The following is a 16,184-nucleotide window of genomic DNA, read 5'->3' as shown; positions in this document are numbered from 1 at the left end:
TCCCGCCTGGATTAGGACCCGTTCGCTGAGATCATCCCGGATGCCGGAACCGGAAATCTGATCGGTAGTTTCATTGATTTCTCGAAACGATGAAATCTTTGGGACAAGAGGGGTCAGATCAGTATGGCACGGTATGCGGCTCGGGGTTCCCGATTGGACTTCTCTGCTGGGGATTCGCAGTTCGCCCAGGGAGGGATACGCGTCGCTGGACTTTCCGACGGCGGTTTCAGTGTTGTTTGGGCATCGGACGACAATGACCGAAGCACGCTTGACGGCGATCTGTACGGTCTGACGTTTCGTGCCGATCTGAGCGCGACGACGGCTGGTGCGCGAAGCCTGATCACAGATACCGGCCCGACCAGCAGCTATCCGCTCAATCAAGCGATCTCGGGACTGAACACAGGCGGATTCGCGATCATTTCCAGCGATGATGCCCGTTTCTCCTTGGCTCAGGCGGGTCAAAATCAGGAGGCTGCACTTCGCCTTTATGATGCGTCGGGAGCTAGCGTTCACTCGCCGATCTATTTGGGCACCGCAGGCGGCGTCGGAGAGACAGTCACCACCCTGAGCGATGGGCGATTGGTTGCCGGCTGGGTTGACCAGCAAGGGGCCTTGAAGGCGCAGTACCTTTCGTCGGATGGCACTCTGATCGGCAGCAGTTTTGTCGTCGCACACCCGTCAGGCGATTTTGCGAGCCGGCCTGTTTTCTCGGCGCTCGGCCAAGGCGGCTGGGTCGCCACATACGTCGCCTCCAACGCGGCGGCTGGGCACGCGATCTTTTATGATGGGGCAGGCCAGGCCTCGACCGATCAGGTGATCGCGAGCAGCGTCACCGCTCTTCAGGGCGTGCAAGTGACGCAGCTCTCCGATGGGCATGTGGTCGCGATGTGGGCTGCCCCGGATCAGGCCAACGTGGTCGATATCCATGCGCAGATCTATGCTCAGGACGGCTCGAAGGTGGGCAGCGATATCCTGGTATCCTCCGACTCATCGTCCGTCACCAGTGTGGCCGCGCTCGCCGACGGCGGCTTCGTAACGGCACTGGAGCCCCGCCAAGCCGGGCCGACCGAGGTGAAGGTCTATGATGCGGCGGGCCATCAGACCGGCCCTGAAATCAAACTGGATGGTGCCATCGGCCCCGACGTTGCCTCCCTCACTGATGGCGGTTTTGTTCTCGCCTGGAAGGATTCGGGCGGTACATTCCACGCGCAGGCCTATTCGAATAACGGCCCGCCGGTGCGGGGCGATCTGAATGGCGACGGCCTTGCCGATATTCTTTGGCGAAACGACGACGGGTCGCTTACCAACTGGCTCGGCCGTGCGGATGGCGGCTTCACCGGAAACGACGCGATTGGCCGGATGCCGGGGATCTCCACGAGCTGGAAGATCAACGGCTTCGCCGACCTCAATGGCGACGGTCGATCTGATATTCTGTGGCGCAATGACGATGGGTCACTGACCGACTGGCTTGGAACGGCCAATGGCGGCTATGTGGCCAACGACGCCATTGCGCGTGTCGACCACATTTCGACGAGTTGGAAAGTCGCCGGCGTGGATGATTTCAACGGCGATGGGCATGCCGACATTCTGTGGCGCAACGACAGTGGCGCACTGACCGACTGGCTGAGCCGAGCCGATGGTGGCTTCACCGCCAATGACTCCGTCGCACTTATCTATGACATTCCAACGAGCTGGAAAGTCGCGGGCGTCGGCGACTTCAACGGCGATGGCCGCGCCGACATTTTGTGGCGCAACGACAGCGGTGCACTGACCGATTGGTTGGGCCAGGCGAATGGCGGCTTTGTCGCCAATGACTCGGTGGCCTTGATCTACGATATCTCGACGAGCTGGAAAGTCGCGGGCGTGGGCGACTTCAATGGCGATGGCCGCGCGGATATTCTGTGGCGCAACGACAGCGGCGCGCTGACCGATTGGCTTGGTCAGGCGAATGGCGGTTTTGTCGCCAATGACCCTGCCGCACTGATTTACGACATTCCGACCAGCTGGAAGGTCGCGGGTGTCGAGGATTTCAACGGTGACGGGCGCGCGGATATTCTATGGCGCAACGATAGCGGCGCGATGACCGACTGGCTGGGTCAGGCGAATGGCGCCTTCGTTGCGAACGATTCTGTCGCGCTCACGTATGACATATCCACGAGTTGGCATACGCAAATACAGAGCTTTAGCATCGCATAGGAATGGTGTCGCTAACGCGAGCAGCCGGATAGTCTTCGGTGTGGCGCCCCGGACTCCATAGGCGCGGCAGCATCTAGTCAGCAAAGGCAGTTGCTGCTGCGCCATAGTCGTGCGTTTTGGCAATAATCTCGACGATCCGATCCGCGGCGCGACCGTCGCCATAGGGACTGTGCGCGCGGGCCATGCGGGCGTGCGCGGCGGGATTGTCGAGCAGCAGGCAGGCTTCTGAAACGATCCGCTGCGCACGCGTGCCGACCAGTCGCGCAGTGCCGGCGGCGACGCCCTCGGGCCGTTCCGTTACGTCGCGCATCACCAGCACCGGTGTGCCCAGCACCGGCGCTTCCTCCTGCACGCCGCCGCTGTCCGTCAGGACAAGGTACGCCGCGGACAGCAGGGACACGAACGGAGCGAAGTCGAGTGGGTCCAGCAGCGCGACGTTCGGCGTGTCCCGCAGCGCGTTCTCCAGAGGGTGGCGGATGGCCGGGTTGGGGTGGAGCGGCAGCGCGACGAGCACGTCCGGGCGCGTCGCGAGCGCGCGGATCGCGGCGGCAATTTCGGGCGCGGCGCCAAAGCTTTCGCGGCGGTGGCAGGTGACGAGGATCAGCCGCCGGCCTGCGCATCGATCGAGAAGGTCGCGAGCAGGGCCGGCGAGGACCGGCGCACGGCGCAAGCGTGCACGGACGGCATGAAGTGCGTCGACGACCGTGTTGCCGGTCAGATGAATACGTTCGGCTGCGATGCCTTCGTTGCGCAACGCGGCTGCGGCGGCCGCCGTCGGCGCGAAGTGCATGTCGGCGACGGCTCCGATCATCCGCCGGTTGCCTTCCTCCGGATGGGGCGCATCAAGATCGCCGGTGCGCAAACCCGCTTCGACATGGGCGATCGGAATGGCCCGGAAATATGCAGCCTGCGCGGCGGCGAGCGCGGTCGCGGTATCGCCCTGGACGATGACCCGCTCCGGCTGCTCCGCCGCGAATACCCGATCGAGCGCGGCGACCATTCGTCCGGTCAGCACGGCCAGCGACTGGCCCGGCCGCATCAGGTTCAGGTCGATGTCGGGCGTCAGTCCGGAGCCGAGCGCCCGATCGAGCAATTCGCGGTGCTGAGCGGTCACACAAATCCGCGTCGGAATGCCGCGCGAGCGCAAGGCCGCGACGACGGGCGCCAGCTTGATAGCCTCCGGGCGCGTGCCGAACACGACCAGAATCCCGGCCATTTGAGCTCCCCCCTGTTGCCCCACCTCCATCAGGGCACAGGTTCGATCGTTTCGCAAGCGCTTCGAAAGCTCAGAGGGCGGCGTAATCCCGGAACCAGCGGACGAAACGCGGGATGCCTTCGTCGAGAGTCGTGCGGGGCGTGAACCCCAGATCGGCCTGGATCGCTCCGATGTCGGCGTAGGTATCCTTCACATCCCCCGGCTGCATCGGCTGCATTTCGCGGATCGCCTTGCGGCCGCACGCCGCCTCGATCACGTCGATGAACCGGGTCAGCTCTTCGGAGCGGTTGTTGCCGATATTGTAGATGCGGTGCGGCGCGATGCTGCCGCCCGGCTTCGGCGCGCCGTCGTCGGGCGGCGGACTGTCGAGCGTCGCGATGACGCCGTCGACGATGTCATCGACATAGGTGAAATCGCGGCGCATATCGCCGTTGTTGAACACCTTGATCGGCTTGCCGCTCAGGATCGCTTCGGTGAACAGCCAGGGCGCCATGTCGGGCCGCCCCCAGGGGCCATAGACGGTGAAAAACCGCAGGCCGGTCAGCGGGATCCGGTAGAGGTGCGCATAGGTCTCGCTCATCAGCTCGTCCGCCTTTTTGGTCGCGGCATAGAGCGAGACCGGGCGGTCGACGCGGTCCTCCACCCGGAACGGCAGGCTGTCATTGCCGCCATAGACCGAGGACGACGAGGCATAGACCATCGGCAGCGCCCGCGCGCGGGCGAGCTCCAGCATGTTCAGATGCCCGGTCAGATTGGCGTGCGCATAGGCGCGGGGATTCTCAATCGAGTAGCGCACGCCCGGCTGGGCGCCCAAATGGGCGAGGCGGTCGAAGCTGTGGGGCTCCAGCGCGCGGTCCAGCGCCTCGTGATCGGCGAAATCGACCCTCAGCGGCGTGAATGCGTCCGGGTATCGCCGCTGCAGGTCGGCAACGCGATCCTCCTTCAGCTGCGGCAGGTAATAGGGAACGAAATTGTCGATCCCGATCACGCGTTCGCCGGCGGACAGCAGCCGGTCCGCCAGATGATAGCCGATAAAACCCGCTGCTCCGGTGACGAGAGTCGCCATTAGTTCCCCCTGTGCGCCGCGCGTCGAAGCCGGTCGCGGATCGCCAAACCCAGACCTTCGGGCGGGATCGGGGCGACGGCCATGGCGTCCGTGTCCGCGGCGTCGGCCTGGTGGAGCAGATCGAACAGCCGCGCAGCCGCTTCGACCAGGTCGCCCGACGGGCTGAGCGAGGCGTCTCCCTGCACCGGCCCGAAGCCGATCAGATACTCGCCGGGCCGGGCCTCGGTCGCCTCCAGCCGCAGCGGCTTCGAGGGGGCGTAGTGGCGCGCGAGCATGCCCGGCGCCTGAACCTTGTCGCCGGCAGCCATCGGCAGGCCGAGATCGATCGGGCCCAGGCGGAGCAACCGCAACTGATCGCCATCGACGCCGACGATCGTCGATTCGACGCCGACCTGGGTCGGCCCCGCGTCGAGGATTAGCGGGATGCGGCCCCCGAGACTCTTCATCACATGCCCGGCGCGCGTCGGGCTGATCGACCCGCTCGCATTGGCGGAGGGCGCGGCGAGCGGGCGACCGCTGGCGCGCAGCAGCGCCTGCATTGCCGGATGGCGCGGGACTCGGATCGCGACCGTCGGCAATCCGGCCGTCACGATCGAGGCGAGCGGCGCATCGTCGCGCCTGGGCAACACCAGCGTCAGCGGTCCCGGCCAATATTGCTCCGCCAATGCCCGAGCTCGGGGCGGCAGCTCGGCCAGCTGCTCGGCTGCACTCAGGTCCGGCACATGGACGATCAACGGATTGAAGCTTGGCCGCCCCTTGGCGGCGTAGATGCGGGCGACGGCGTCCGCGTTGGTCGCATCGGCAGCAAGGCCGTAGACGGTTTCGGTCGGCACCGCGACCGGCTGACCGGCGCGGATCAGACCGGCGGCCTCGTCGATCGCCGCGTCCGAAACGGGCAGCATGCGTGTGTTTGAGGCGTCCACCGGCCCGCGCTATAACCGGAGCCGCCGTTTCTCAAGGAGGCCCATGACCTACACGCCCCCCGCCGCCGAGCAGCGCTTCGTGCTGGATCAGGTCGTCCGCATCGGCGAGCTTGTCGACGACTCCGATCTGGTCGACGCGATCATCGACGGCGCCGGCGCGTTCGCCGCGGGCGAATATGCGCCGCTCAATCGCATCGGCGACGAAATCGGCGCGCGCTGGGAGGACGGCCGGGTCGTCATGCCGGAGGGCTTCCGCGCGGCCTATCGGGCCTTCGTCGAAAGCGGCTGGGGCAGCATCAGCGCGCCCGAGGCGTTCGGCGGGCAGGGCCTGCCGTTTTCGCTCGCGACCGTCGTCATGGAAGACCTCGGCACGGCGAACATGGGCTTTTCGCTGATCAATATGCTGACGCCGGGCGCGATCGAGGCTTTGGTCTCGCACGGATCGCCGGAGCTGCAGGCCGGCTATCTGCCGAAGCTTGTGACCGGCGAGTGGAACGGCACGATGAACCTGACGGAGCCGCAGGCGGGATCGGATGTCGGCGCGCTCCGCACGTCCGCGACGCCGGCCGCCGATGGGAGTTGGCGGATCAAGGGCACGAAGATATTCATCACCTTTGGCGAACACGATCTGACCGACAACATCGTCCACCTGGTGCTTGCCCGCACGCCCGGTGCGCCGGCGGGGACCAAGGGCATTTCGCTGTTCCTGGTCCCCAAATTCCGGCTCAACCCGGACGGCACGCCGGGCGAATTCAACGATGTTCGCTGTGTCTCGATCGAGCACAAGCTCGGCATCCACGCATCGCCGACCTGCACGCTTTCGTTCGGCGATCATGGCGATTGCCATGGCTGGCTGATCGGCGACGAAATGGGCGGCATGCGCGCCATGTTCACGATGATGAACAATGCGCGGCTGAACGTCGGCCTTCAGGGCGTGCAGATCGCCGAGCGGGCGACGCAGGCGGCGCTCGCCTATGCGCAGGAGCGGGTGCAACTCGGGCGTCCGATCGTCGAGCATCCGGACGTGCGCCGGATGCTGATGCGGATGCGCGCGCTGACCCAGGGCGCGCGGGCGCTGATCTACTACGCGGCCGGTCAGGTGGACCGCGCGCACTTGGGCGACGCAGCGGCCAAGGCACGGCTCGACCTGCTGACCCCGCTTGCAAAGGCATGGGGGACCGACGTCGGCTGCGAGGTCGCGTCGCTGGGCGTGCAGGTGCATGGGGGCATGGGCTTCGTCGAAGAAACCGGGGCGGCCCAGCACTACCGGGACATCCGGATCGCCCCGATCTACGAAGGAACGAACGGCATCCAGGCGGCCGACCTCGTCAACCGCAAGCTGCCGATGCAGGGCGGCGAGGTGCTGGCGTCGCTGCTGGCCGATATCAGGGCGGAAGCGGAGGACGAAGCCGCGCTGATGGACCTGGTCGACCGGGTCGAGGCGGTCGCGCGCTGGATGCTCGGCAATGAAGCGACGGCGGAGGACCGGCTCGCCGGCAGCTATCCGCTGCTGACGATGCTGTCGGTGGCGGTCGCGGGCTGGCTGCTTGCACGGCAGTCGCGGGCGGCGGCGGGCGACACGCCGTTCGAGCAGATGAAGCGCGCGGTGGCGCGGTTTTTCCTGCACCGGATCGTTCCGGAGGCGGCTGGACTGGCGGCGTCGGCGCGGGGCGGAGCGGGTGAGTTGTACGCAGTCAGCGCCGAGGTGCTCGCGGCCTGAAAAGGGCCGTTCGTATCGAGCGCAGTCGAGATACGCTTCTCGACTTCGCTCGAAGCGAACGGAGCATCTACGTGCTCAAATACCACCTCTCGCCGGCTTCAAGGCCGAGCGCGGTCAGGCGGCCGCTGGCGAAGGCGCCGGTGTCGATGCCGATGCGGTTCGGGCGTTCCTCGACCGCGTCGGTGATGGTGTGGCCATGGACTATCACCGCGCCATGATCGCCGCGGAAATCCAGGAATTCGGAGCGGATCCAGCGCAGGTCGCCGCCGGATTGCTCGTCGATCGGCACGCGCGGACGGATGCCCGCATGGACGAACAGATAATCGCCGATCGCGATCCGGTCCTCGAAGCTCTTGAGGAAGGCGACATGCTCGGCCGGCACGCGCGCGATCAGCTCCGGCATCAGCGCGTCGTAATCGAGCCGGTCATATTCCGCTTCGTCGAAACCATAGCTGAGGATCGTCGCCCGGCCGCCGATCTTCACGAAGAAGCGCAACGCCTCGAGGCTGCCGCCGAGCGCCTTGAGGAAGACTTCCTCGTGATTGCCCATCAGGAAGCGAGCCGCGCGGCCACTTTGCCTGACTTCGAGCGCCCGTTGGACGACGCCCGCGGAATTCGGGCCGCGATCGACTAGGTCGCCAAGGAAGATGAGCTGAGTCTCGGCGCCTCCGCGCGCCTGATCGTCGGTGTCGATGCGGAACAGCAACTGATCGAGCAGGTCCAGCCGGCCGTGGATATCGCCGATCGCATATATGCGCGTGCCCGCCGGCACTTGCGCGGCGGACGGAGCGGGTTCGATGGCGCGGCGGAGAAGCTTCAGGACCATGTGAGTCGATCGATGGGAGGCGTGCGATATAGGCGTTTGGTCGCTGAACGCCAGATGATCAGGCCCGGGCCGGGCCCGAATAGGCCAGCAATGCGGCGGCCCGAAGGTCGAGGCGGATATCGGCGCGGCCGGTCACCGACCAGCACTGTCCCGCCTCGAATGGCTGGTCGTCGATACGCCCGTTCCCGGTCACCGGCACCAGCCACCCAGTCGCGTCTCCCAAGTCTACGGTACGGGCGCCGGCCTCCAGCCGCTCGACCGTGAATTTTGGTCCGCTGGCGAGCAGGTCCGGGCGCGCCGGCTGCGGCGGCGAGTTGAACGGCGTCAGCGTCGACACGGCAATTCCCTCGTCGAGGTGCAGCGCGCGCGGGCGGCCATAGTCATAGAGCCGATAGGTGAGATCGAGGTTCTGCTGGACCTCGATCACGGTCAGACCGGCGCCGATCGCGTGAATGGTTCCGGCCGGCGAGTAGATGAAGTCGCCGGCCTTGACCGGCCGCCAGTCGAGCAGGTCGACGATGCTTCCATCGAGCGCGGCGGTGCGGAGCTGGCCGGCGGAAAGGGGGTGCTTCGGCCCCAGCGCGATTTTCGACTCCGGCTCGGCCGCGAGCACCAGCCACGCCTCGTCCTTGCCGCGCGCATGGCCGCGGGCGCGGGCGGCTTCGTCATCGGGGTGAACCTGGACCGACAGCCGGTCGCTGGTGAACAGATATTTGATGAGCAGATCGGGGTCATTCCCCGGAGGGGAAGGGAACCAGATTTCGCCGATCGGCTCCTCGCCGGGCGCGGGGTCGCCGAAGCCGGGCCACAGCGAGTGTCGGCCCCACGGCTTGGCGACGCGTTTGGTGGAAAGCAGGACGGCAGTCATGCGCGGCCCCTAGCGGGCTCAGGCGCGCTCGAACAGTTCGGCGGGATCGATGTGCAGCCGCTCGATCACCTGGCGGATGCGCGGCCATTCTTCGTCCAGGAAGGCGCGGCGCTCGCGGTCGAGCAGACGCTTGGTCGCGCCGTCCGCCACGAACATACCGACGCCGCGCTTCACGACGATCAGCCCTTCCTCCTGGAACAGCTGGTAAGCCTTCGCGACCGTCAGCGGATTGGCGCCCTGCTCGGCCGCAAAGGCGCGCACCGACGGCAGCATATCGCCTTCGCGATAGCGGCCTTCCAGGATCGCTTCGGCGATGCGGTCGCGGAGCTGAAGATAGACGGGACGATCGGCGGCAGCCATGCTGGATTAGTGCCCTAACACAGCCGTGCACGTCAAGGCCAATGATGCACCACTTCGTCGTAAACAGGGCGGGGACGCTCCTCCAGCTCGCGGCCGGGCGAGCCGATGAAGATGAAGCCGGCGATACGGTCGTTGCCGCCGCCGCCGAGCGCCTTCAACACGTGCGGATCATAGGCGGCCCAACCGGTCAGCCATCCGGCGACGAAGCCGTGCGCGGCCGCGGCGGCGACCAGGTTCATGCAGATGGCGCCCGAGGACAATTGCTGTTCCCAGAGCGGAATCTTGCTCGGCTCGACCGGGGTCGACAGAACCGCGACGAGCGTGGGCGACTGCCTGGCGAACTGGTCGATCGCACGAACATCCTCGGTGTCCGGCGCGCCGCGCTGGGCGCGGAAGGCGTTCTGCAGCAGCACCGCGAACGAATCGCGATCGTCGATGACGACGAAGCGCCAGGGCGCCAATTTGCCGTGATCGGGCACGCGCATCGCGGCGGAAAGAATCGCGCGGAGCTGGTCCGGACCCGGGCCCGGCGCGACCATGTCGCGGGGCTTGCCGGAACGGCGCGTGGACAGAAAGGCTGCCGGCGAGGAGAGATCGTTGAACATGCCGGCCATCTGGGCGGCTGGCGGGCCGCGATCAAGCCGCTAAGGAGGGGCCATGGTGTTTGCGTTGATGCTGGCCGCCGCGGCCCCGTCGGTCGACCCTGCATCGCTGAAGGCGTTGGCCGCGGCCGATGCGCGGCTTGTCGCGATCGGGCGCAGGCTGGCGCGGGGCGGCGCCGGACTATGCGCCGGCACGGTCAGCAATCCGGGCTGGACGATCGAGGACGCGGAGCAATACGCGCCCGCGCTGCGGGACGAGGTCCGCGCGGCGCTTGGGCTCGGACGGAACCCGACCATTGTCGCGGTCGAGCCTGGAAGCGCGGCGGCCAGGGCCGGCGTGCAGGTCGGTGATGAACTGGTGTCGGTGGATGGACGCTCACTGCCGGCTGCATCCGGGGGCGCCGCGCGCGTGCGCCAGGCCGCGATCGAGATGGCGCTCGCACGCGGAGCGACCCAGCTGACCCTCCAACGGAACGGCCGTCCTGTTCCGGTGCAGCTCGCGCCCGAGCCGGGCTGCGCCAGCGAGTTCCTGATCGGGCGCGATCATGGGCTTCGCGCGGCGAGCAGCGACGGTCTGCGGGTGACGGTCTCGGCGGAGATCATCGACTTTGCCGCGAGCGACGATGAGCTCGCGCTGATCCTGGCGCATGAGTTCGCGCACAACATCCTCGGCCACAACAAGGGATATCCGCCGCAGCGGATCGCAGGCGCGGACCGGAGCGGGAAGGGGACGCGCAATCGCGAGCGCGAGGCGGATCGCTGGGCGCTCTACCTGATGGCGCGCGCCGGATATGATGTGAGCGTCGCGCCGGGCTTCTGGCGGCGCTGGGGCCCGAAGACCGGATTCGGCATCCTGAGCGACGGCAGCCATCCCGACTGGCGCGACCGGGCCGCGCAGGCCGAGGCGGAGATCGCGCGGATACGAGCGGAGCAGGCGGCCGGGCGGCTAGCTGTGCCGTAACAACTGGTACTTCACAGCGCGGATTTCGGCGTTAGGGTCGCGCGCAATCGGGTCGCCCGAGCGGCCCTCCTGCCTTTGGAAGAGGATCTGCATGGTCAACGTCAACGCGGACGAGACGTTCGAGCCGCAATCGCCGCATGTGAGCCGAAGCGACCAGGAAACCTGGTTCGGCCATCCGCGACAACTCGCGCGCCTGTTCACCACCGAAGCGTGGGAGCGGTTCGGCTATTACGGCATGCGGGCGCTGCTGACGCTCTATCTGACCACGCATTTCCTGTTCAACGATACCGTCGCCACCGGCCTTTATGGCGGCTTCACCGCGCTGGTTTACCTGACGCCGCTCGTCGGCGGGCTGCTGGCGGACCGCTACCTGGGCTCCAAGAAGTCGGTGAAGTTCGGCGCGATCCTGATGTCGCTTGGGTATTTCACCCTGTGTTTCGGCGGTCCGGCAGCCAAGCCCTATGCGATGATCGACGGCCAGCGCTACGAAGTGCAGGTCGCCGGCCACGGCGCGGAACGTACCCAGTATGTCGTCGCCGGCGATCAGCGGCTGCAGATCAAGGGCAATGACGACAAGAGCGTGTCGCTGCTCGGAACGAACGGCGCCGAAGTGCGGCGGATCGCGCCCGACAAGTTCGAATCCGGCGGCGACCGGTCGTCCTTCTTCACGATGCTGATGCTGATCGCGCTGTCGATGGTCACGGTCGGCAACGGCTTCTTCAAGCCGAACATCTCGACGATCGTGGGTTCCTTGTACGAACAAGGCGACCGGCGGCGCGATGCCGGCTTCACGATCTTCTATATGGGCATCAACCTGGGCTCGATCTTCTCGCAGATCCTGTGCCCGATCCTGGCGGTCGCGTTCGGCTGGTGGGCGGGCTTCGGCCTGGCCGCGGTGGGCATGCTGATTTCCTGGGCGCTGATCCAGTTCGATGGCGGCAAGCTCGCCGGCTATGGCGAAGCGCCGGCGAACCAGCCGGCCGACCGGTCGATCCCGATCTATATCGGCGCGATCCTTGCCATTCCGATCGCGTGGTTCCTGTTCGTCAACGTGATGAACGCGTCGGCCTCGCACCAGGCGGGAGCGGGCATCCTCGCCTACCTTGCCGGGCTGTCGATCCTCGGCAAGGTGCTGTTCTTCACCTTCATCCTGTCGGTGATCGCGATCCCGCTCTGGTCGGCTAAGGTCGGAAGTAAGGTCGAGTTCCAGATGATGCTGGCGGCGATCGTACTGGTCGTCTTCAACGTCGTCTTCTGGACCCTGTTCGAGCAGGCGGGCTCGTCGCTCACGCTGTTCGCACAGCGCAACACCGACCTGTCGGTGTTCGGCCTGTTCTCGATCAGCGCCGCGCAGACCCAGTTCTTCAACCCCTTCTCTATCGTGATCCTCGCGCCGATTTTCAGCATCATGTGGACGTCGCTGGCGAAGCGGGGCCTGGAGCCGTCGATTCCGGTCAAGTTCGCTATCGCCCTCGCGGGCGTTGGCGTCGGCTTCCTGTTCCTTGTCTGGGGCGCGCAGTTCGCCGGACCCGATTTCAAGGTGGGCCTGTGGTGGCTCGCCGGCCTGTATCTGATCCACTCCGCCGCGGAACTGTGCATCTCGCCGGTCGGGCTCAGCATGATCACCAAGCTGTCGATCGCGCGGATCGTCGGCTTCATGATGGGCGTGTGGTTCCTGTCGATCTCGTGCGCGCAATATGTGGCCGGCGTGGTCGCACAGTTCGCCAGCGTCGAAACGGTCGGCGGCCAGGTCACTAACCTGAAGGTCAGTCTGGAAACCTATGTCGGCGTGTTCTGGACGATCGGCCTTGTCGCCGCGGGCATCGGCGTCGTCCTCCTGATCCTCTCTCCCGTCATCAAGAAGTGGATGCATGGTGTTCAATAAGGGTGTTTTCGCCGCGCTGATCCTCAGCACGGCGCTGGCCGGCTGCGCGACTGCGAAGGCCAAGCCGCAAACGGCTTCGACGGAGAGGGTGCCGCTTCCCTACAAGCAGGACCCGTATCCCTCGACCTACCACGCCTACCCGGGCGTGCCCACGCTCGTCACCAACGTCACGATCTATGACGGCGAGGGCGGGCGCATCAACAATGGTCAGGTGCTGTTCGCCAACGGCAAGATCGTCGCGGTCGGGCAGACGATCGACGCGCCGGCGGGCACGACGACGATCGACGGCACCGGCAAGTGGGTCACGCCCGGCGTGATCGACATCCACAGCCATCTGGGCGACTATCCCTCGCCGTCGGTGCAGGCGCTGTCGGACGGCAACGAGGCGACCGGCCCGGTGCGGCCGGAGGTCTGGGCCGAGCACAGCGTGTGGCCGCAGGATCCCGGCTTCAGCCGCGCGCTCGCCAATGGCGGCGTGACCACGCTCGAAATCCTGCCGGGCTCGGCCAATCTGTTCGGCGGTCGCTCGGTGGTGCTGAAGAACGTCGCCGCCCGCACGGTGCAGGCGATGAAATTCCCCGGCGCGCCGTACGGCCTCAAGATGGCGTGCGGCGAAAATCCGAAGCGCGTCTATGGGTCGCGCAACCAGATGCCGTCGACGCGGATGGGCAACATCGCCGTCGACCGCCAGACCTGGGCGAGGGCGCAGGAATATAAGCGCAAGTGGGACAAGTATGAGCGCGATGGCGGTGAGCCGCCCGCCCGCGACATCGCGATGGATACGCTGAGCGGCGTGCTTGCCGGCGACATCCTGGTCCAGAACCACTGCTACCGCGCCGACGAAATGGCCATCGTTTTGGATATGGCGAAGGAGTTCGGCTACAAGGTAACTGCGTTCCACCACGCGGTCGAGGCATACAAGATCGCTGACCTGCTGAAAGCGAATGGCGTCTGCGCCGCCGTCTGGGCGGACTGGTGGGGCTTCAAGATGGAAGCCTATGACGCGATCAACGAGAACATGCCGCTGCTCCAGAAGGCGGGCGTGTGCACGATCACCCATTCGGACGACGCGAACGGCATCCAGCGGCTGAACCAGGAAGCGGCCAAGGCGCTCGCGAACGGCCGCCGCATGGGCATCGACATTCCCGATGAAGTCGCCTGGGAATGGCTCAGCATCAATCCGGCCAGGGCGCTGCACATCGACGACCGGACCGGCAGCCTGAGGCCCGGCAAGATGGCGGACGTGGTGTTGTGGAACGGCAATCCGTTCAGCGTCTACACGCGGCCCGAAAAGGTCTGGATCGACGGTGCGCTGATGTACGACGCGCTCGATCCGAAGCGCCGCCCGGTCAGTGATTTCGAGCTCGGCCAGCCGGGCGAGGGAGATGTGAAGTGAAGGCGTTGCAGGTTTCAGGGGGCCGCTCGTCCCGAGCGAAGTCGAGGGGCGCGCGTGCAGAGGCCGGGGCAGTCGCCCCTCGACTTCGCTCGGGACGAGCGAGCCTCGTGGCTGCGCTTGCCTTGCTGCTTACGACCCCCGCGCTCGCCGAGACTGTCGCGATCACCGGCGGCACGGTCGCGATCGGGGACGGCTCGGCGCCGATCCCGGGCGGGACAGTCGTGATCCGCGACGGGCGCATCGTCGCGGCCGGGCAGGGCGTCGCCGTGCCCGCGGGCGCCCGGACGATCGACGCGACCGGCAAGTGGGTCGCGCCCGGCTTTGTCGCCGGCTTCACCCGCGTCGGCCTGGTCGAGGTCGATGCCGTCGATCCGACCAACGACACGGTCGCGCGCCGTTCGCCATATTCGGCGGCGATCGACGTGGTGCCCGGCATCAATCCGCGCGTGTCGGCGATCGCCGTCAGCCGCGTCGGCGGCGTCACGCGCGCGATCGTCGCGCCTTCGACGGCGAACATGATCTTCGCCGGGCAAGGCGCGGTGATCGACACCGGCGCCGATCCGGACGCGGTGACGGTGCCGCATGCGTTCCAGTTCGTCGAGCTGGGCGAGGACGGGGCGCAGGCGGCGGGAGGCAGCCGTCCGGCCGCCTATCTCCAATTCCGCCAATCGCTTGAGGCCGCGCAGCGTTATGCCCGGAATCCGGCGGCCTATAACGGCGACAGCAAGGATGCGCTGCTGACCCGCGCCGACGCGGCCGCGCTGGTGCCTGTCGTGACCGGCAAGATGCCGCTGCTGATCCATGTCGAGAGCGCGAGCGACATCCGCAATGTCCTGAAGCTGAAGCAGGAATATCCTGCGCTGAAGCTCGTAATCGTCGGCGCGGCGGAAGGCTGGACCGTCGCGCGCGAGATTGCGGCCGCTGGCGTGCCGGTGATCGCGAACGCGCTGACCGACCTGCCGGCAGCGTTCGAGCAGCTTGCCGCCACCCAGTCGAACATCGGGCGGATGAAGGCGGCGGGCGTGCGCGTGTCGATCGGGATGAACAACGAGGATGACGCGCGGCAGGCCCGCTACGCGCCGCAATATGCGGGCAACCTGGTTGCGCTGACCAAGATTCCGGGCGCGACCGGCCTCAGCTGGGGTGACGCACTGGCCGCGATCACCTCAGGACCCGCCGACGCGCTGGGACTGGGCGGCGAGCTCGGGTCGCTGCGGCCCGGCCGGCGCGCGGACGTTGTGCTGTGGGACGGCGATCCGCTTGAGCTGTCGAGCCATGCCGATCGGGTGTGGATCGACGGCGTCGAACAGCCGCTGGTCGATCGCCAGACCAAGCTCCGCGACCGCTATGCGCAGCCGGAAGAGGGCAACCTGCCGAAGGCGTACGAATACTGACGCCCTCCGTCATGCCGAACCTGATCCGGCATCCACCTTTCTTTCCCGCGGCGGACAAGTAAGGTGGCCCCCGGATCAAGTCCGGGGTGACGGAATGGGGGCGCTCACAGAAGTTCTGGCAGCCACCGCGGCGTTCGTCGGCACGCACCTGCTGATGTCGCATCCGTTGCGCGCGCCCTTGGTCTCACGGCTGGGCGAGCGCGGGTTCCTGGGCGTCTATACGCTGGTCAGCTTCGCCACGCTCGGCTGGTTGATCTGGGCGATGCTGCATGTCGGGCCGGAGCCGTTCCTGTGGGCCGCGCCGCTCTGGGTCTGGTGGCTGGCCGGCGCGGTCATGCTGGTCGCGAGCATCCTGCTGGTGGGCTCGCTGATCGGCAATCCGGCGCTGCCGGGCATGCCCGCGCTCAAGCGCACGCCCCGGGGCGTGTTCGCGATCACGCGGCACCCGATGATGTGGAGCTTTGCGCTCTGGGCCTGCGCCCATGCGCTGGTCTGGCCGCAGCCATCGGTGCTGGTCCTGACCGCCGGCATCGCCTTGCTCGCGCTCGCCGGCGCGGCGGGGCAGGATGCGAAGAAATCGCGGTTGCAGCCGGATTTCTGGCCGGCATGGCGGGCTCAGACGGCGTTCGTGCCGTTCACCGGCCCGGCATCGTCGCGCGACTGGTGGCCCGGTTGGGGCGTGATGCTGGGTGGCCTGGCGCTGTGGCTCGTCGCGACGTGGCTGCACCCAGTGTTTGGTGGACCGGCGGTGGGGGTTTGGGGATAACAAGC

General features: G+C 66.8%; 14 protein-coding genes. 7 read left to right on the top strand and 7 right to left on the bottom strand.

Translation table 11 applies throughout. The annotated features are described in order from the left end of the window. Window positions 1-153 precede the first annotated feature (153 nt). Window positions 154-2,196: an FG-GAP repeat domain-containing protein gene (locus tag SCH01S_RS05960; protein WP_169746360.1), complete on the top strand. Its 2,043-nt coding sequence runs from the start codon at window positions 154-156 to the stop codon at window positions 2,194-2,196. A 73-nt stretch (window positions 2,197-2,269) separates the two neighbouring features. Here SCH01S_RS05960 and wecB read toward each other — a convergent pair whose 3' ends face one another. The 3 genes from wecB to SCH01S_RS05945 all read right to left on the bottom strand — a co-directional run bounded on the left by wecB (window position 2,270) and on the right by SCH01S_RS05945 (window position 5,380). Next, on the bottom strand, window positions 2,270-3,412 hold the full coding sequence (gene wecB, locus SCH01S_RS05955; protein ID WP_046347877.1) for a non-hydrolyzing UDP-N-acetylglucosamine 2-epimerase: 1,143 nt from the start codon (window positions 3,410-3,412) through the stop codon (window positions 2,270-2,272). Window positions 3,413-3,482: 70 nt separating this feature from the next. Further along, a complete protein-coding gene (locus tag SCH01S_RS05950; protein ID WP_046347876.1) occupies window positions 3,483-4,478 on the bottom strand; it encodes a GDP-mannose 4,6-dehydratase in 996 nt (331 codons plus the stop codon). Next, window positions 4,478-5,380 carry an L-threonylcarbamoyladenylate synthase gene (locus tag SCH01S_RS05945; RefSeq protein WP_046347875.1) on the bottom strand — a complete coding sequence of 301 codons (903 nt, stop codon included), beginning with the start codon at window positions 5,378-5,380 and terminating at the stop codon, window positions 4,478-4,480. The genes SCH01S_RS05950 and SCH01S_RS05945 overlap by 1 nt, the downstream gene beginning before the upstream one ends. A 64-nt stretch (window positions 5,381-5,444) precedes the next feature. Between SCH01S_RS05945 and SCH01S_RS05940 the strand changes: the two genes are divergently transcribed. Then, window positions 5,445-7,121, top strand: a complete 1,677-nt coding sequence (locus tag SCH01S_RS05940) for an acyl-CoA dehydrogenase family protein (RefSeq protein WP_046347874.1) — start codon at window positions 5,445-5,447, stop codon at window positions 7,119-7,121. A 67-nt stretch (window positions 7,122-7,188) separates the two neighbouring features. On the opposite strand, the gene SCH01S_RS05935 is transcribed toward SCH01S_RS05940, so the two are convergent. The 4 genes from SCH01S_RS05935 to SCH01S_RS05920 are packed head-to-tail and all read right to left on the bottom strand — an operon-like array spanning window position 7,189 to window position 9,780. Beyond that, on the bottom strand, window positions 7,189-7,947 hold the full coding sequence (locus SCH01S_RS05935; protein ID WP_046347873.1) for a metallophosphoesterase family protein: 759 nt from the start codon (window positions 7,945-7,947) through the stop codon (window positions 7,189-7,191). A 58-nt stretch (window positions 7,948-8,005) separates the two neighbouring features. Continuing rightward, window positions 8,006-8,815, bottom strand: a complete 810-nt coding sequence (locus tag SCH01S_RS05930; protein WP_046347872.1) for a class I mannose-6-phosphate isomerase — start codon at window positions 8,813-8,815, stop codon at window positions 8,006-8,008. An 18-nt stretch (window positions 8,816-8,833) separates the two neighbouring features. Beyond that, on the bottom strand, window positions 8,834-9,175 hold the full coding sequence (locus SCH01S_RS05925) for a GntR family transcriptional regulator (RefSeq protein WP_046347871.1): 342 nt from the start codon (window positions 9,173-9,175) through the stop codon (window positions 8,834-8,836). A gap of 32 nt (window positions 9,176-9,207) precedes the next feature. Beyond that, window positions 9,208-9,780: a nitroreductase family protein gene (locus tag SCH01S_RS05920; RefSeq protein ID WP_046347951.1), complete on the bottom strand. Its 573-nt coding sequence runs from the start codon at window positions 9,778-9,780 to the stop codon at window positions 9,208-9,210. Between the two features lie 52 nt (window positions 9,781-9,832). Here SCH01S_RS05920 and SCH01S_RS05915 point away from each other — a divergent pair, with 52 nt between their 5' ends. The 5 genes from SCH01S_RS05915 (at window position 9,833) to SCH01S_RS05895 (ending at window position 16,179) form a co-directional block, all read left to right on the top strand. After that, complete coding sequence (locus SCH01S_RS05915) at window positions 9,833-10,738, top strand: M48 family metallopeptidase (RefSeq protein WP_046347870.1); 906 nt, start codon at window positions 9,833-9,835, stop codon at window positions 10,736-10,738. 91 nt (window positions 10,739-10,829) lie between these two features. Then, complete coding sequence (locus SCH01S_RS05910; protein WP_046347869.1) at window positions 10,830-12,623, top strand: peptide MFS transporter; 1,794 nt, start codon at window positions 10,830-10,832, stop codon at window positions 12,621-12,623. Beyond that, complete coding sequence (locus SCH01S_RS05905) at window positions 12,610-14,019, top strand: amidohydrolase (protein ID WP_046347868.1); 1,410 nt, start codon at window positions 12,610-12,612, stop codon at window positions 14,017-14,019. Before SCH01S_RS05910 ends, SCH01S_RS05905 begins: the two co-directional genes overlap by 14 nt. Window positions 14,020-14,126: 107 nt before the next feature. After that, on the top strand, window positions 14,127-15,413 hold the full coding sequence (locus SCH01S_RS05900) for an amidohydrolase family protein (RefSeq protein WP_046347867.1): 1,287 nt from the start codon (window positions 14,127-14,129) through the stop codon (window positions 15,411-15,413). A 94-nt stretch (window positions 15,414-15,507) separates the two neighbouring features. Next, the gene (locus tag SCH01S_RS05895; protein WP_046347866.1) at window positions 15,508-16,179 is read left to right on the top strand and encodes an NnrU family protein; all 672 of its coding nucleotides are present in this window, start codon (window positions 15,508-15,510) and stop codon (window positions 16,177-16,179) included. Window positions 16,180-16,184 lie beyond the last annotated feature (5 nt).

Origin of the sequence: Sphingomonas changbaiensis NBRC 104936 (assembly GCF_000974765.1) — a bacterium.
GTDB classification, from domain to species: domain Bacteria; phylum Pseudomonadota; class Alphaproteobacteria; order Sphingomonadales; family Sphingomonadaceae; genus Sphingomonas_B; species Sphingomonas_B changbaiensis.
Note: the sequence above shows the minus strand (reverse complement) of the source record. Positions and strands in the feature narration are given on the sequence as shown.